This is a genomic window from Ruegeria conchae, from assembly GCF_000192475.1.
Classification (GTDB): domain Bacteria; phylum Pseudomonadota; class Alphaproteobacteria; order Rhodobacterales; family Rhodobacteraceae; genus Ruegeria; species Ruegeria conchae.
This window is the reverse complement of the sequence record NZ_AEYW01000006.1, coordinates 203,903-219,563: the sequence shown is the minus strand read 5'-3', so window position 1 is coordinate 219,563 and position 15,661 is coordinate 203,903. Positions and strand designations below refer to the sequence as shown.

The 15,661-nt window shown below is 51.9% G+C and carries 13 protein-coding genes and 1 tRNA gene; 9 read left to right on the top strand and 5 right to left on the bottom strand.

The features are described from left to right. Nucleotides 1-400 precede the first annotated feature (400 nt). Nucleotides 401-1,342 (bottom strand): response regulator, encoded by a 942-nt coding sequence (locus G7G_RS23660; RefSeq protein WP_010439349.1) that lies wholly within the window; start codon nt 1,340-1,342, stop codon nt 401-403. 703 nt (nt 1,343-2,045) lie between these two features. Between G7G_RS23660 and G7G_RS0105570 the strand changes: the two genes are divergently transcribed. Beyond that, the gene (locus G7G_RS0105570; RefSeq protein WP_010439348.1) at nt 2,046-2,648 is read left to right on the top strand and encodes an acyl-homoserine-lactone synthase; all 603 of its coding nucleotides are present in this window, start codon (nt 2,046-2,048) and stop codon (nt 2,646-2,648) included. A 404-nt stretch (nt 2,649-3,052) separates the two neighbouring features. Beyond that, nucleotides 3,053-4,189, top strand: coding sequence for a response regulator (locus tag G7G_RS23655; protein ID WP_010439347.1), 1,137 nt, complete (start codon nt 3,053-3,055; stop codon nt 4,187-4,189). A 63-nt stretch (nt 4,190-4,252) separates the two neighbouring features. Here the strand turns inward: G7G_RS23655 and G7G_RS0105560 are convergent, their stop codons facing one another. Further along, nucleotides 4,253-5,503, bottom strand: a complete 1,251-nt coding sequence (locus G7G_RS0105560) for a cytochrome P450 (protein WP_120981149.1) — start codon at nt 5,501-5,503, stop codon at nt 4,253-4,255. A gap of 385 nt (nt 5,504-5,888) precedes the next feature. Between G7G_RS0105560 and G7G_RS0105550 the strand changes: the two genes are divergently transcribed. Next, nucleotides 5,889-7,322 carry a sensor histidine kinase gene (locus tag G7G_RS0105550; RefSeq protein ID WP_010439345.1) on the top strand — a complete coding sequence of 478 codons (1,434 nt, stop codon included), beginning with the start codon at nt 5,889-5,891 and terminating at the stop codon, nt 7,320-7,322. An 834-nt stretch (nt 7,323-8,156) separates the two neighbouring features. On the opposite strand, the gene G7G_RS0105545 is transcribed toward G7G_RS0105550, so the two are convergent. Further along, nucleotides 8,157-8,243: transfer RNA gene (locus G7G_RS0105545), tRNA-Leu, on the bottom strand. A gap of 129 nt (nt 8,244-8,372) precedes the next feature. On the opposite strand from G7G_RS0105545, the gene G7G_RS0105540 reads away from it, so the two are divergent. Next, complete coding sequence (locus G7G_RS0105540) at nt 8,373-9,032, top strand: DsbA family oxidoreductase (protein WP_010439344.1); 660 nt, start codon at nt 8,373-8,375, stop codon at nt 9,030-9,032. A 39-nt stretch (nt 9,033-9,071) separates the two neighbouring features. Beyond that, nucleotides 9,072-9,728 carry a lipoyl(octanoyl) transferase LipB gene (gene lipB / locus G7G_RS0105535; RefSeq protein WP_010439342.1) on the top strand — a complete coding sequence of 219 codons (657 nt, stop codon included), beginning with the start codon at nt 9,072-9,074 and terminating at the stop codon, nt 9,726-9,728. A 395-nt stretch (nt 9,729-10,123) separates the two neighbouring features. On the opposite strand, the gene G7G_RS0105530 is transcribed toward lipB, so the two are convergent. Further along, nucleotides 10,124-10,543 (bottom strand): HIT family protein, encoded by a 420-nt coding sequence (locus G7G_RS0105530; RefSeq protein ID WP_010439340.1) that lies wholly within the window; start codon nt 10,541-10,543, stop codon nt 10,124-10,126. 279 nt (nt 10,544-10,822) lie between these two features. On the opposite strand from G7G_RS0105530, the gene ctaD reads away from it, so the two are divergent. The 3 genes from ctaD (at nt 10,823) to G7G_RS0105515 (ending at nt 13,759) form a co-directional block, all read left to right on the top strand. Next, nucleotides 10,823-12,481, top strand: coding sequence for a cytochrome c oxidase subunit I (ctaD, locus tag G7G_RS0105525; protein ID WP_010439338.1), 1,659 nt, complete (start codon nt 10,823-10,825; stop codon nt 12,479-12,481). Between the two features lie 147 nt (nt 12,482-12,628). Beyond that, nucleotides 12,629-13,228: a 2-hydroxychromene-2-carboxylate isomerase gene (locus tag G7G_RS0105520; protein ID WP_010439336.1), complete on the top strand. Its 600-nt coding sequence runs from the start codon at nt 12,629-12,631 to the stop codon at nt 13,226-13,228. 45 nt (nt 13,229-13,273) lie between these two features. Beyond that, entirely contained in the window at nt 13,274-13,759 is a 486-nt protein-coding gene (locus tag G7G_RS0105515; RefSeq protein ID WP_010439334.1) for a DUF2244 domain-containing protein, read from the top strand. Here G7G_RS0105515 and G7G_RS0105510 read toward each other — a convergent pair whose 3' ends face one another. Next, nucleotides 13,760-14,242 (bottom strand): GatB/YqeY domain-containing protein, encoded by a 483-nt coding sequence (locus G7G_RS0105510; RefSeq protein WP_010439332.1) that lies wholly within the window; start codon nt 14,240-14,242, stop codon nt 13,760-13,762. Between the two features lie 183 nt (nt 14,243-14,425). On the opposite strand from G7G_RS0105510, the gene carA reads away from it, so the two are divergent. Continuing rightward, entirely contained in the window at nt 14,426-15,592 is a 1,167-nt protein-coding gene (carA, locus tag G7G_RS0105505; RefSeq protein WP_010439331.1) for a glutamine-hydrolyzing carbamoyl-phosphate synthase small subunit, read from the top strand. Nucleotides 15,593-15,661 lie beyond the last annotated feature (69 nt).

Below are 15,661 nucleotides of genomic sequence, written 5' to 3'. Positions count from 1 at the left end.
TCTGAAGATTCACGCCAAGAAGCAGAGAAATGGCGACCCGTAGCCCGTCAAGGCAAAGACCCGATCAAAGAACAAGAACGGATACACCGGGAAGCTGCTTAGACCGATCACGCTCTGACCGTGGTCGCGAAAGAAACCTCCAGGAAATCAGAGAGAAGCGAATACGCCAAATCTCGCATCTGATCAAATTTCGAGAAGAAGCTTACGGGTTCTTTCTCAGAGTTGTTGCCGCCGGGTAGGCACTGAGATCGGACGAAGTAGGCCAAAAGCACAAAGGTTGAACGTCTGATGAACGAGCGCGCGGATCTACTTAAACCAGAAAAATGAAAAACTCAGGGCGTTCAAATGTATTTTTTACACCAACAGCCTGGCCTTAATCACCATCCATATATGCAGTTTTTCATCCGATATTCGCCGCTTGACGCTCCGACATTTCAGCCATTTCAACGGCCTTGTCTATCAAGAACAACGCCTCCATCTTGGTTTTGGCTTTAAGCATAACTTCTTCGCTAACTTGGAAGCCAATTGGCCGACCTGAAGTGGTGTCACTGGAAATTTCTTTCAATGCCTCCGGAAGCGGTGCTCCCAACTGGTCCACACTCAAATCAATTTGATTGTCATAGATCATCAAGAATACGCCATTTCCCCAATAGGTCGCTACTTTGCGCCCTTGCTGATTGGCTGTCAGAAGCGCGGTACCAGCTAAAGTCATGGCACTACGGAATTCACTGACCGTGCTCGTCTCATAGATTTGTTCGGTGCCTATGCATTTCACCGCCACAAGCTTTGCAGCCATGGAGTGCATCGTTGAAAGCTGAATTACGTAGTTCTCAAATTCAGCTAACCCAATGCAACCGGGCAAATCTCCGAAACATTGCGGATCACTTAAGCGAACGTCCGGACTATTGCCAAAACACAACTCAGAATCCGCTTCAGCTTCCAGCACTTCGATTGCGGCTCTGCGTTCCGCTGCCATTCTATAGGCGTCAGACAACCTCTGCTTCAGATCCGAGAACTCAAAAGGCTTTGTAACGTAGTCCGTTGCCCCAACTCCGAATGCTTCGTCGATGTACTCTTTTTGCACCATGGCGGTCACCATGATAATGGGCGTGTACGTGTATTCTGGTAATTTTCGCACTTCTTCGCAAAGAGTTATGCCGTTCATCTGCGGCATCTGCACATCAAGCAATAAGCAGTCGAACGCTTCATTTGGTCTCGACAGTATTTCAAGGGCCTCCCGACCACTTCTGGCGGTAACGACATCTTTGTACCCGAACGCTTCTAGAACTTTATCAAGCAACTCCAGGATGCTAGGATCGTCGTCTACAGCAAGTATACGCATAACTTTTCACCAACCTCTTACACCTCTCCAACCGTTGGGCATTGCAGACTTTAAGGCAACGGCTGGCTGGCGCATAAAACACTCAGGGATTACTCATCCTCTCTCATTTTCTTCTACGAAGGTGGCAAAACGGTGACATTAGGCAGACTTCCTTATGTCTGCACATTTTTTTTAATCTGTACAAATTTCTCAGCCCGAGGACGCAATTAGAAAAATAACTCCCTCCAAATTTGGATGTCATTTTGATGACTGCTTTTATCAGCAGTCAGGGCTGCCTTGAAATTTCATCAGACAGCGAGACGGCACTTGATCCAGCGTAAGCTCTAATTGAAAGAGCAAAAAAAGCTTTTTTTCAGAATGTTGCTGCACACGCGGAAATGAATGAAGCCTACGGGTGAAAAGAAAAGTTAAAAAAAACTTGCGTAACTGATCTGTCAGCGAACTCAACCATTGGGAGAGAGGAGATTTGGACACACCCATTCATCAATTCGGTTAACTACCGCATAGGTTGGTGGACTTGCCGAGCTGAATATTGTCATAAGTGCGTCAATAATATGAGCAAAATATGGACCGTCCACTCAGGTTTAAGCAGACATACTCGGTCCCGGAGGGATTTCCGGAGCTGACACCCGCTAACGCCACTTCAAGCGTTCCGAGTAAATCGGCGCGAATAGAAGTTTTTGCGGTTAGAAGTAGCCAGCCAATGCCACGTAGTGACGTTGGCAATATTCGTGCGACTACGCTTAGCTTTCGCAATATTCACGAGTATGGCCCACTGCTGGCAAAATACCTCGAAACCAGAAAGTCAATTTTTATAGATCAGCTAAAGTGGCAAGTCGGCGAAGCTGACGGGATGGAATTCGACCAATACGACACGCCAGCCTGTCGGTGGGTTGTGCTGCACGAGTTTGGTGAAATTTTGGCAGGTGTACGACTTCTGCCCACGACTGCACAATGCGGGGTATACAGTTATATGCTGCGCGACGCACAAAGAGGTATTCTTAAAGATATCCCATCTGACGTTCTGTTTGTTGAAGCCCCGGTAAAGCAATCTGTCTGGGAAGCATCCCGTTTCTTCGTGACAAAAGATGTCGCTTCATCACGCAGGCAGCAGGTTCAACAAGAGTTGTTTCACCAGATGACTACTGTCGCAATGGAAGGTGGTGCATCCAGCATATTGGGCATCGTTCCTTCAGTCTGGGCACGGTGGTCACGGCGTCTGGGTGTCAATGCCTCGCCTGTCGGCGCAAAGTTCTCTATCGATGGCACCGTCAGTCAGTCGGTTTTGTTCAACATCTACAAGTAAATTGAACAACCCCGCCGCTGGATGGTCTATTGTACTTTCTAACGCCCGACGCTGACTTCATTGCGACTGGGGTTTATTTTCAGGCTATAGGGAAACCGTGGCTATAATGCATGTTAGCAGCGCTACCAGAGTTGATGCTTAAATTCCCTATCGCATTTCAATTCCGTTGTTTTGAGATCGTGAATTGTTCTTAGACACAAACAAATTGCCGAATAAATAGCACCAAAAAAGCGCCACGGCCGCTCAAAACAAAAAACAGGCAACTCGTCGCTGAGGCCGTTTGCGCCAAACAAAGGTCAAGAAAAAACCCCTTTCTACGAAGAATTTCTCAATTTTTGCCGCGGTTTCGACCCACTCACCTCATAGGTTCAACCCGTTATGAGGATATCGGCGGTTCACCAGTTATGAGACATTCCACATTTGGCAGTGATCGGTTCCAAAGAAATCTAGAGCATCGAGCACAAAGAAAGACCGCACTTACTGTACTGGCGGTTGATGATGATCCTGACATCTTGAAATTGCTCCAATCAGCGCTTCCTGAACTCGAAAACTGCAATGTGGCTGCTGCCAGTTCAGCTGATGAAGCGCTTGGGATGATAGAAGCAGCAGAATCCCCGTTCGACTGTCTGCTTGTTGACATTCAGATGCCTGGAACCTCAGGGATAGAGTTGCTTTCACAAATCCGGAACCTGCCGGAAAATCTGGAAACACCTGTCATAATGCTGACTGCACTGGATGACAGGCAGAACATCGAGAAGGCATTTTTAGAAGGCGCGTTTGATTATGTAACTAAACCCTTCGACTTCTTTGAACTGCGCAGCCGTATGAACGCTGCTCACCTTCTGATGATGGAGAGAAAGAAAACCCAATCCTCATCGGCGTCGATAGAAAATCTTCGCAGTGAATTGGATTTCAACCAGAAATTCAATTTCAAGGATCCTTTGTCTATCGACGAGCAGGAACAATGCTTGGGGTATGTCGAATTCGACAACTATGTCGAGCAGCTTTCACGGAGGCGTCGATTTGACACCTGGGTCACCGCAATCAAATTTCGTGACGCCGAGTATCACTTTGATCTGGGAAATTTTGGTGATTTTCGGCGATCTGTTTCCGACATTGGATTCTGCATTGAAAGAACAACACAGGCTGCTGGAGGAATCTATTCCTATCGCGGGAGTGGCACATTTCTCGTTGTTACACATGGGCGGGAACGCACCCAGAATATTCCGACCGAAGCTTTCCTAAACCAAGAACTAGGGACTGTTCTCAGCAACCGCTGCGCATCTGTCCATCTTAAAGTGGTGAAAGGTACACCGGTATCGCTTCGTTCATTTACGAAGGTTGGAGCATTCGCCTCTTTGGACATGGCTATCAAAAAAGTGAATCATCGCGAGGCCAATCTCAGAAAGGGCCTGGTTACAACTTCCTCCACATTTTCAGAGCCCACACCGGATCGCAAAGAAATGGTCAACGATAGATTGTTTGATGTAGTCTTGCGTGAGCTGTACGGCGATAACACTTACCTCACTCGCCGGCAGTAAGCTAATTCTGTCGCCAGGCCTGACGTCGATCAAAGGTCAGGCACTGGAGTGTAAATATCGACTTTATTCGCGAACCCGTTCGGCATTGAGGATGAGTGGGCCACTCGTACGCATGGTGAATGTCAAAACTGGTTCCGGTAATTCAGACTCTGTAATCGAAAAATTTATTTGGCGGAGCACCGAAGCCATAAGTACCATGATTTCAGTTTCAGCGTACTGAGCACCAATGCAGATTCTGGGACCATCTCCAAATGGAATGTACTGACCTCGAGGCAGTGTAGATCCCAAGAACCGTTCCGGTTGATAGTGGTCAGGAGCATCCCATAGTTTTTCGTTTCTGTGCAAAGAGTAAACTGGGAAGAACAGCGCGTCACCATTTGCAATCTTTACCCCTTTGATTTCAAGGTCGGCAGATGCGTCTCTAGCAAAGAACGCGGCTGAAGGGTAAAGCCGCAGCGTCTCTTTTACATGGGCGCGCAGGAGTGGCATTGCCTCCAGGTCAGAAAACTCGATTGGGCCTTTTGGGCGAACCGACCGAATTTCTTGTCTAACCCTAGCTTGCATATCTTGGTGCAGCGCCAGCAGATAATACCCCCAGGCCAGAGCGTTGGCGGAAGTTTCATGACCAGCGACAACAAAGGTTAAAAGGTTGTCGACGGTTGTCGCTTCATCTTCGAAATCTGTTTTCAACGCCTCAATCATGAAATCGAGGAAGTCCTGTGGTTCGCTGCGGCATTCGGCGCGACGCTGATCAATGACCTGTCTGGCGAGGTTCCGCATATTAGTGACCGGGGCCAGGCTGCGTAGCCAATTCTTGCGCGGCACCCACTTTGGCAAACCCATTAAGTCGAAAAGAGACAAATCAGAAATGTACTCAAAATACTTGATCAGCCCCACGCGTATTTGCTCTGAATTGACTTTCTTGTTACCCGAAAAAATCACCCTAGAAATATTCGTCAACGTTGATGCAGGCGCAATTTGTGCAACATCTACGGGGCCTTCGTGTTCCGCCAATGAATCTGCAATCTCGACACCAGTCTCTGCAAAATGCCGAGCCAGAACCGGGAGGTTCCTGGCGGCGAATAGTGGAGAATACCTACGCCGCTGCTGACGCCATTTTTCCCCTTCAGAGAGTATCAACCCGTTGCCTACAGCCGATCCAATAATGTCTTTAGTGAACTTGGCTTTGGGAAACGAACGACCCTGCCCGACGAGTAATTCGGTTATCATTTCAGGATCGCAGATATAGTGTATGTTCAAAGGCCCGCGAACATAAGTTTCACGCAAAGTTTCGGCCGGGATGACTTCAAACATGTTTCGGCCAGCGGACCTTGCAAACTGAAGCAGTGTCACCGGCTTTTTTGCAAGCCTAGCCGAAACAGGAGCGACAGCGCCCTGTCCCAACTTCGTAAATTCAACTGCAGTCAAACCCCAACCCTTTTAGATTTTCTCCGTCTTTCTGGCACATTAAGATAAAAAAAATGTACTTAGCAACGAGATCGTCAAATTTGGGCGCCCCACACTGCATTTGCGCAACAAAAATTTTTTTAACCTCTCACACCAGAATCTTGCGTGAAAAGCCAACAATCCCAGTGGCCTTCAAAGGATTAGCGCCAAACTGTGAACCCAATTCAGACCAACTAAGTCCTCATTGTGCCGGTAATGGTATTTTCCAAGCGCGAAAAACGAAGACATCTAGATGACAGCCATCGACGCCAATCTGCCGGACCGGGACTCCGGTGAAACGGAAAACCGGCTTCTGCAAAACATCATAGATTATACTGCCATGAGCTTTGCGCTTCTGTGGCAGCGGCAGGCTATTTATCTGGCCACGACCATTTTGACTGCGTTCTTCTTCGATCCCATTAACGCCATGCTGTTCTATGGGACAATCCTCATTTGCGAAGCGCAAGATTTATTGCTGGCCAAACGCGTACCGCGCTTGAAGCCAGATCAGCACAAAGCAATTAGTATGATGGTTGTTTGGATTCTGTTGAACACGATCCTCAGCGCGGCCGCAATCTGCCTGTATGCTGTTTCAGTTGCTTTCGCACAGCCCGCCGGTGGTCACTTTACTCCAATGTTCTTCTTGTTTGCTGCTGCGTTGTTTGCAGCAATGAACAACCATCAGTTTCTGTGGGCAATGATTATCCGTCTGACAATGTACGGCGTATCGTTCATGTTGATTGTCGTCAAGGATATCTGGACCGAACGCCCCGAGCTTTCATCTGAACTCTGGCTGCACTTCTTCACCGTTATCTTCGTAATGTACTTTCTGATTGACTGTTCGATGGTGTTTCTGAAGCTCTACCGCAGGAATTTGGAACAACTCGAAAAGCTCAAAGCAGAGCACGAAAGAACAAAAGCGGCCTACATTGCGAAAACTCAGTTCATATCGACAGTTAGTCATGAACTGCGTACGCCTCTGACATCGATCAAGGGATCACTTGACCTAATCAACACAGGCGCATTGGGTGAAGCTCCAGAATCAATGCAAAGCCTCATACATTTAGCAGGTAAAAACTGCGAACGGCTCGCATCCCTAATCAATGATGTGCTGGACATTCAAAAAATGGAAGCGGGCGAGATGAACTACCGTGAAGGAACTGTTGATGTACATGCGCTGATTCAGGAAGCGATTGCCTGTAACATGGGATACACCAGTGCTCACAACGTAGAAATTGTAGAAGACTTAAGGGGAAACAATGATCTGTACGTTAAAGGTGATCCCTCCCGCCTTCTTCAGGTGTTGGCCAACATTATCTCCAACGCAGCTAAATTCTCCCTTGATGGAGGCGAGATAACCGTCGGATGCGAGAAAGTCGGCGAGAATATTCGCCTCTTCGTCAAAGACCATGGCATCGGGATACCTGAGGGGAGCCATGACAAAGTTTTCGATCGATTTTCCCAGATAGACTCCTCCGATGAACGTCACGCAGGCGGTACAGGGCTCGGGATGCACATTTCAAAGGAAATTGTTGAGCATTTTGGCGGAACAATAGACTACAGAAGCAAACTTGGTGAAGGCACAGAGTTTTTCATTAAATTCCCTGCGATAAGCGGACATGAAGTAGGTTCCACCGGAGAAGAGCACACCTCACCACCCTGCGCCACGCAACCGGAGCAACGATAACGAATTCCTGCCAAGCAATTTCGATGGCACAACACTTTGCATTTTGAAGCAATCCCGTGATTCAGTAGCGGATTTTCGGTTGTGAAGTTATCCCTATGATCACAAGACCTCGTGGCACACTCGAGATCGTCAGTGGTAAAATGAGGGAGCCTGCATATTGCCAAAGCAACTCCAAAAAGAAAATGCTGTCCCGATCATACGATCGAAACAGCACACTCGTTACCAAATACACTTCCGAAGATGCAGTAGATTTACAACTTTCGGCAAATAGGCCTACTACTTGCAGGCCGCGATATTACTACGAACATCATAAGGGATGAGCTGTCCAAGCACCGAGAAATTCTCGTGTTTTGTTCGTTTTAGTTGTTCTAATTGATGTAATCCGGAAACAAAGAAGCCAATGACCGCCGGACTGTCAACATATTCAGCTTCTTCATCGATTGGGCGCACTCTATTTGAACTAATTCACTCAAGTTATGACGCCCAACTCTGATTGTATGGTCGTCACAGTTCTTAAGCCCGTGTTGCACGTCTATCTCAATATTCTCGGCTAATCAGCCTTCACAAGTGCGGCAGCTAATTTCGTTGACGCACTCATACAGCCATTTAACCAGCAGTCGAGGTTCCTCCTCGATAAACAGTAATGGTGGAAGCCATTTATGTACTTGATCGGTTGTCGGGCACTCTACTCGACGATCGGAGGTATCAGTGCACGCGTGCAGAAGCAGCGAAAGCGACTACGTTGCGCTGATGACCAAATCACAAGCCTTTAGGTGGACCAAGATCGTTCACGCCAACATAATAAATTGAAATTACACAACGAGATGGATTATTTGGTGCGGTCGAGAAGACTCGAACTTCCACGGGTGTTACCCCACAGCGACCTCAACGCTGCGCGTCTACCAATTCCGCCACGACCGCACTGCCAATGACTTGGTAGAGGGGCGTATAGACGCTGTGCCACGCGATGTGAAGAGGCAAAAACACAGCCGATTGAATTCGCGCGCTTTAGCAATATCTAAACGCGACCAATGCAATCTGGAGCAGCCCATGCCCTCGCCCGATCCCCGCCCTACCGTGCAGATTGATGTCGTTTCGGATGTGGTCTGTCCGTGGTGTATAGTCGGCTTTCATCAACTCGATGCCGCACTGAAGCAAGAGAATGTTCTAGCCCGGTTGCGCTGGCATCCGTTCGAATTGAACCCCAGCATGGGGCCCGAGGGGCAGAACCTGCGAGAGCATATTGCCGAAAAATATGGCTTGACGCCCGAACAAAGCCACCAGGCGCGCGAGCGGTTGACCGCGTTGGGGGCTGAACTTGGATTTACCTTCAATTTCACCGATGACAGCAGAATCGTGAACACCTTTGCCGCGCATCAACTGCTTGATTGGGCGGAAACGAAGGGGCGACAACATCCGCTTAAGCTGGCCTTGTTCGATGCTTATTTCACCAGGCAACAGGATGTCTCTGACGTCGACGTGTTGTTGGGCGCGGTTGAAACGGCGGGGCTCGACACAGTGGCAGCGCGCGCGGCGCTTGAATCGGGTGCACATGCCCAACCGGTGCGTGAGAAACAACGGTTCTGGACCAGCCGAGGCATTTCGGGCGTCCCTTCGATGGTTTTCGAAGGGAAATACCTGCTGACCGGCGCGCAAGGCGCTGACACCTATGCGCAGGTCTTGCAGCGTTGTCTGGCCGAGGCCGCCTGACCCCTTCCCCCTGCCCCTCAGAAGGTCTAAGGAACCGACATGGAATGGAAAACCACTGACGGGCTGATCGACTACGACGAGGCCACCGCCTTCATGGAGGCACGCGTTGCAGCGATTGCGGCGGGCGAAGCGGATGAATGCGTCTGGCTGTTAGAGCACCCGCCACTTTATACCGCTGGGACCTCTGCCAAGCGAGAAGACCTGACCGATCCGGACCGCTTTCCGGTTTATGAAAGTAAACGTGGTGGTCAGTACACCTATCACGGACCCGGTCAGCGTGTGGTCTACGTGATGCTGGATGTGGGCAAACGCGGCCATGATGTGCGCCGCTTTGTTCAGCAGCTTGAGGCCTGGGTGATCGCCGCACTGGCAGAATTCAATGTCACGGGTGAAATAAGAGAAGGCCGCGTGGGCGTCTGGGTGCAACGACAGGACAAGCCGCTAACGATAGCAGGACAGACCGCCGAGGATAAAATAGCAGCCATCGGAATACGTCTGAGGAAGTGGGTTAGTTTCCACGGAATATCAATCAATGTTGAACCAGATCTGTCTCATTTCGGTGGGATTGTACCTTGCGGCATACAGGAACACGGTGTGACATCTTTGGTCGACCTCGGGCTTCCCGTAACTATGGATGACGTCGACGTGGCACTAAAAAAGACCTTTGATGATGTGTTCGCCTCCGAAGGCGTTTGAAAACTAGGTGATTCCACGTACTCGGAACGATCCGGAAACATTACCCAAACAACAATGCTGAATTTCGATGCGTTCTGTTTCGAAAATCATAGTGGGTTGTCCTTCAAATCGCCCTAATTCGCCTCAAATTCAGGGATTCTTCACATCCACTCCTTACAAACGCCATTTGACCACGTAGTATGTAATGACCGTTCATGAGTGAGTGGTGTGTTAACCGGTGATCGCAGGGCTGCCCAGCGAAATCCGAGAAGTGTTTGGTTACGAGTCTGCCGTTCCGACCCCATAATCGGAACGGCAATTCTCGTTTTAGGGCCTCGGTATTTTGTAAATCCCTTGCCTTTGCGGCCTTTCGTGCAGCTTATCGACCCCACGTGCCAGCGGAACTTTCTTGGAATTCAACCCAATGCTGCGCGGATTTTGTCAGCGTGTTTGGCGATCAGATCAAAATCACCCATCTTGCCCGGTGGACGCATCGATACGCCTTCGTAACGGGGTAGGACATGGAAATGTAGATGAAACACCTCCTGCCCGCCCGCAGCTTCGTTGAACTGCTGAACAGTTACACCATCAGCTTCAAACGCGACCTTCATAGCCTGTGCTATTTTCTGAACCGTCGCTATCACTGCCGCAAGTTCTACGGACGACGCGTCCAGCATGTTGCGGCACGGTGATTTTGGGATGACCAACACATGCCCATCAGTGCGCGGCATGATGTCCATCAAGGCGACTGTTTCATCATCTTCATAAACTCGGCTCGACGGGATTTCCCCACGTAAGATCTTGGCAAAGACGTTTTCGGGATCATATTCAGTCATCACGGGCCTCCGGTATTGCGCTTCTTTGCTGTTCTGTGCCGCCCCCCGATGCGGGTCAAGCGGGATTCCCCCATCACCACTTGAATTCGTGGACTGCCCCCCCAAATCGCTAGTATCTGAGGTTGGAATGCCGGGCTGCATGGGCTGCCCGCGACAATTAATCTTGATCCAGATCAAACTCGGCCATTGAAGGTCGCCCCCTTGCAATCTAAAACCAGCAGGAATCCCGCGCGTTGGAGAGGTCCGACTACGCGGTGTAGTTGCAACAGGAGGCACCTAATGGCAGACGCAGCCATTCATGGTCACGAGCATGAAGACCAGCGTGGGTTCTTTACCCGCTGGTTCATGTCGACCAACCACAAGGATATCGGGATTCTGTACCTGATCGTCTCGGCGCTGGCCGGTTTGATTTCGGTTCTGATGACTGTCTACATGCGGCTCGAACTGATGCACCCCGGTGTTCAGTACATGTGCCTCGAAGGTTTCATGGCCGATCCATGTACCCCCAACGGACACCTGTGGAACGTCATGATCACTTATCACGGTGTCCTGATGATGTTCTTCGTGGTTATCCCGGCCCTCTTCGGCGGATTTGGCAACTATTTCATGCCGTTGCAGATCGGTGCGCCGGATATGGCGTTCCCGCGGATGAACAACCTGTCCTTCTGGCTGTACGTCGCCGGGACCTCGCTGGGCGTCGCCTCGCTGCTGAGCCCCGGTGGTAACGATCAGCTCGGTTCGGGCGTCGGCTGGGTTCTGTATCCACCGCTGTCCACGACCGAGGGTGGCATGTCCATGGACCTTGCGATCTTTGCCGTGCACGTATCGGGCGCCTCTTCGATCCTCGGCGCGATCAATATGATCACCACCTTCCTGAACATGCGTGCCCCGGGCATGACCCTGTTCAAGGTGCCGCTGTTCAGCTGGTCGATCTTTGTCACCGCGTGGCTGATTCTGCTTTCGCTGCCGGTTCTTGCGGGCGCGATCACCATGCTGCTGATGGACCGCAACTTCGGCTTCACCTTCTTTGATCCGGCCGGTGGCGGCGATCCGATCCTGTATCAGCACATCCTGTGGTTCTTTGGCCACCCCGAAGTGTATATCGTGATCCTGCCGGGCTTTGGCCTTATCAGCCACGTGATCGCGACCTTCGCACGCAAGCCGATCTTCGGTTACCTGCCGATGGTCTGGGCGATTATCGCGATCGGTGTTCTGGGCTTCGTCGTGTGGGCGCACCACATGTACACCGTTGGCATGTCGCTGCGTCAGCAAGCCTACTTCATGCTGGCCACGATGGTCATCGCGGTTCCGACCGGCGTCAAGGTCTTCTCGTGGATTGCGACCATGTGGGGCGGCTCGATCGAGTTCAAAACCCCGATGCTGTTCGCCTTCGGCTTTCTGTTCCTGTTCACCGTTGGTGGTGTAACCGGCGTTGTGCTGTCGCAGGCAGGTGTAGACCGTGCTTATCATGACACTTACTACGTCGTGGCGCATTTCCACTATGTGATGAGCTTGGGTGCAGTCTTCGCGATCTTCGCTGGCGTATACTTCTACTTCTCGAAGATGACAGGTCGTCAGTATTCCGAGTTCTGGGGCAAGGTTCATTTCTGGCTGTTCTTCATCGGCGCCAACCTGACCTTCTTCCCGCAGCACTTCCTGGGTCGTCAGGGCATGCCACGTCGCTACATCGACTATCCCGAAGCGTTCGCGCAGTGGAACTTTGTTTCGTCGATTGGTGCATTCATCTCGTTCGCTTCGTTCCTGCTGTTCTTTGGCATCGTGATCTACGCCCTGCTGCGCGGCGCGAAAGAGACGCGGCCGAACCCGTGGAACGAATACGCGGATACGCTGGAATGGACATTGCCAACGCCGCCGCCTGAACACACGTTCGAGCAGCTGCCGAAGCAGGAGGATTGGGATAAAGGCCACGCGCACTGATCCCGACCTGAATGACAAGAAAACCCCGCCCATTGAGGCGGGGTTTTTTGTTCCTGCCTGACCTGTGTAAGCGGGGCAGTCGCCAGAACAGCAAAAATAGAGTATTCTGGTCCGGGCAAAATATCCGGCCAACCGAAGGGGTTTACGATGCCCGAGATCGACTTTTGGTTCTCAATAGGTAGCACCTACAGCTTCCTGACGATCAAACGCCTGGACGATTGGAGTGCCGAACACGATGCCACCGTGAACTGGCGGCCGTTCAATGTGCGGACCGTGATGTCAGAACAGCAGAACATCCCCTTCGCTGGCAAACCGATTAAATCCGCTTACATGTGGCGGGATATCGAACGCCGGGCGGCCAAGTATCATATTCACGCCAACTTGCCAGCGCCCTACCCAATCTCGGACCTCGCATTGGCCAATCAGGTTGCCCTACTGGGAATGACCGAAGGCTGGGGAAAGACGTATACACAATCGCTCTATGGTCTCTGGTTTGAAGACGGCATAGAAGCCGGGTCCGAGACAGCCATCACCGAAGCCCTGCATCGTTGTCAGCAGGACCCCCGCCTAGCCCTCGCACGTGCGCGCAGTCCGGACATTGTGCAATCTCTCGAAAACGAGACCAACACTGCCATCCAACTGGGTGTGTTTGGCGCGCCCAGCTTTGTCGTGCGCGGCGAGGTGTTTTGGGGTGATGATCGGCTGGACGACGCGCTGTCATGGGTGCGTGTTGGACACGTTGTGTGACAGATTGCACTTCGACTCAGGCAGTTGCTGCGCTAGGTTTCGACCATGCCTTATCGATGGATCAAGAATTCAGATACAGAGCAGGAGTTGCGCCTTTGGCCGCATAACTCCTTACCGCCGCGCGGCGCGATGGGGGTTGTTCTCGCGGTCTTTCTGTTCGGTCTGATTCCGCTGTTTGCAGTGCTCGGATCTGTTCTGCTGTGGGGCTTGCTGCCCTTCCTGTTGCTGACCGTATTAGGTCTCTGGCTGGCATTTGAGATGAACTATCGCGCACGCAGCGTGTTCGAGGTTCTCACGTTGGATAAAACGCAGGCGCGCCTCGCGCACCGCAATCCACGCAAAGACGATCTGGAATGGTCCTGCAATCGATATTGGGCGCGCCCCGAAATGCACGCGAGCGGTGGTCCGGTGCCCCATTACGTGACACTGGTCGGAGACGGCCGGGAGGTCGAAATTGGTGCATTCCTCACTGAAGAGGAACGGATCGCGCTTTTCGATGACTTAACCCGGAAACTGCGCGATTCTGCTTGATTAACCGCCGTTTGATGCGGCGCAAAGGTGATCTTTGACCATTGGCCCGACCTTGCCGAAATCCATCTGACCGGTATAGCGCGTTTTCAATTCGCCCATCACCTTGCCCATATCGCGGATTGACCCCGCGCCGGTGGCCGTGATGGCCGTCTGAATAGCTTTGCTGACCTCGTCATCATCCAGCTGCTTGGGCAGGAATTCCTCGATCACTTCGACTTCGCGCAACTCACGCTCGGCCAAATCCAGGCGCCCACCCTCTTCATAGGCGCGCGCGCTTTCCTTGCGCTGCTTGGTCATTTTTCCAAGAATATCAAGCACCTCGGCATCGCCACAGCCTTTGGCCTCTTCATTTACGGATGCGCGCGAAGCAATGTCACGATCCTTGATCGCGGCATTGATCAGGCGCAGCGTCGATAGGCGCTCGGCTTCTTTGTCTTTCATTGCTTGCTTCAGGGCGGCATTCACCCGTGATCGCATATCCATATGGTCTGTCCATCCCCATGGCAAAGGAACCTCGACCATATCGAAACAAAAAGGCGGGCACAACAGGGGCGATACTTTCCTAAGTTATTGATTTTAAACAATAGCATAAAATTTGAACAGGCTTGACCCGACGCGCTAACCCCCTTAGGTATGCGTCCGTTTACCTTGCAGGAGAGTCGCGCCATGGCCCAGAACGCCCCGTCCAAGCCCACCGCATGTCTGGCATTGGCCGATGGAACGCTGTTCTACGGTATTGGCTTTGGCGCCACCGGCCAGACGGTGGCCGAGCTGTGCTTCAACACCGCCATGACCGGCTATCAGGAAATCATGACAGACCCCTCCTACGCGGGCCAGATCGTGACATTTACCTTCCCGCATATCGGTAATGTTGGCGTGAACCCGGAGGATGACGAAACTGGCGATCCAGTTGCCGCGGGTATGGTGGTCAAATGGGACCCGACCGAGCCTTCAAACTGGCGCTCTGCCGAAGAGCTAAAAGCATGGCTGGCCCGTCGCGGCCGCATTGCGATTGGGGGCGTCGACACCCGCCGCCTGACCCGCGCTATCCGTCAGCAAGGTGCACCGCATGTAGCGCTCGCGCATGACCCCGAAGGTAACTTCGACATCGAAGCTTTGATCGCGGCTGCGCGCGGGTTTGCCGGACTTGAGGGCATGGATCTGGCTAAGGACGTTACCTGCGCACAAAGCTATCGTTGGGATGAGATGCGTTGGGCCTGGCCTGACGGCTATCAGCGCCAGGAAGCTCCGTCACATAAGGTTGTCGCTATCGACTATGGTGCCAAGCGGAACATCCTGCGCTGCCTGGCATCGGCAGGCTGTGACGTGACCGTATTGCCTGCGACCGCGACAGCAGCAGAAGTTCTTGCCCATAAGCCCGACGGTGTTTTCCTGTCCAACGGCCCGGGCGACCCGGCGGCCACTGGTGAATACGCCGTGCCGATGATCAAGGAAGTGTTGGAAACCACTAACCTGCCGGTCTTTGGCATCTGCCTTGGCCATCAGATGCTCGCGCTGGCTTTGGGCGGGCAGACCGTCAAGATGAACCACGGCCACCACGGCGCGAACCATCCCGTCAAGGATATGGAAACCGGCAAGGTCGAAATCACCTCGATGAACCACGGCTTTGCCGTAGACGCTCAATCCCTGCCCGATGGCGTGATCGAGACGCATCGTTCATTGTTTGACGGCTCAAACTGCGGCATCCGCATGACGGGTCGCCCAGTCTATTCGGTGCAACATCACCCCGAAGCCTCACCCGGACCACAAGACAGTTTCTACCTGTTCGAACGTTTCGCCGCTGCAATGGCCGATCAAAAAACACAGGCCTAAGTGCGATTTAGTCGAGTTAACTCGGCGTTAACCCTGTTTGAGCAACCCTGCCGTCTGTGAAGCGCGGCA

What these genes read in the sequence shown, in the direction of transcription:
- G7G_RS23660 (WP_010439349.1), bottom strand. Translation starts at nt 1,342, where the DNA reads ATGCGTATACTTGCTGTAGACGACGATCCTAGCATCCTGGAGTTGCTT.
- G7G_RS0105570 (WP_010439348.1), top strand. Translation starts at nt 2,046, where the DNA reads ATGCCACGTAGTGACGTTGGCAATATTCGTGCGACTACGCTTAGCTTT.
- G7G_RS23655 (WP_010439347.1), top strand. Translation starts at nt 3,053, where the DNA reads ATGAGACATTCCACATTTGGCAGTGATCGGTTCCAAAGAAATCTAGAG.
- G7G_RS0105560 (WP_120981149.1), bottom strand. Translation starts at nt 5,503, where the DNA reads ATGTTTGAAGTCATCCCGGCCGAAACTTTGCGTGAAACTTATGTTCGC.
- G7G_RS0105550 (WP_010439345.1), top strand. Translation starts at nt 5,889, where the DNA reads ATGACAGCCATCGACGCCAATCTGCCGGACCGGGACTCCGGTGAAACG.
- G7G_RS0105540 (WP_010439344.1), top strand. Translation starts at nt 8,373, where the DNA reads ATGCCCTCGCCCGATCCCCGCCCTACCGTGCAGATTGATGTCGTTTCG.
- lipB (WP_010439342.1), top strand. Translation starts at nt 9,072, where the DNA reads ATGGAATGGAAAACCACTGACGGGCTGATCGACTACGACGAGGCCACC.
- G7G_RS0105530 (WP_010439340.1), bottom strand. Translation starts at nt 10,543, where the DNA reads ATGACTGAATATGATCCCGAAAACGTCTTTGCCAAGATCTTACGTGGG.
- ctaD (WP_010439338.1), top strand. Translation starts at nt 10,823, where the DNA reads ATGGCAGACGCAGCCATTCATGGTCACGAGCATGAAGACCAGCGTGGG.
- G7G_RS0105520 (WP_010439336.1), top strand. Translation starts at nt 12,629, where the DNA reads ATGCCCGAGATCGACTTTTGGTTCTCAATAGGTAGCACCTACAGCTTC.
- G7G_RS0105515 (WP_010439334.1), top strand. Translation starts at nt 13,274, where the DNA reads ATGCCTTATCGATGGATCAAGAATTCAGATACAGAGCAGGAGTTGCGC.
- G7G_RS0105510 (WP_010439332.1), bottom strand. Translation starts at nt 14,242, where the DNA reads ATGGATATGCGATCACGGGTGAATGCCGCCCTGAAGCAAGCAATGAAA.
- carA (WP_010439331.1), top strand. Translation starts at nt 14,426, where the DNA reads ATGGCCCAGAACGCCCCGTCCAAGCCCACCGCATGTCTGGCATTGGCC.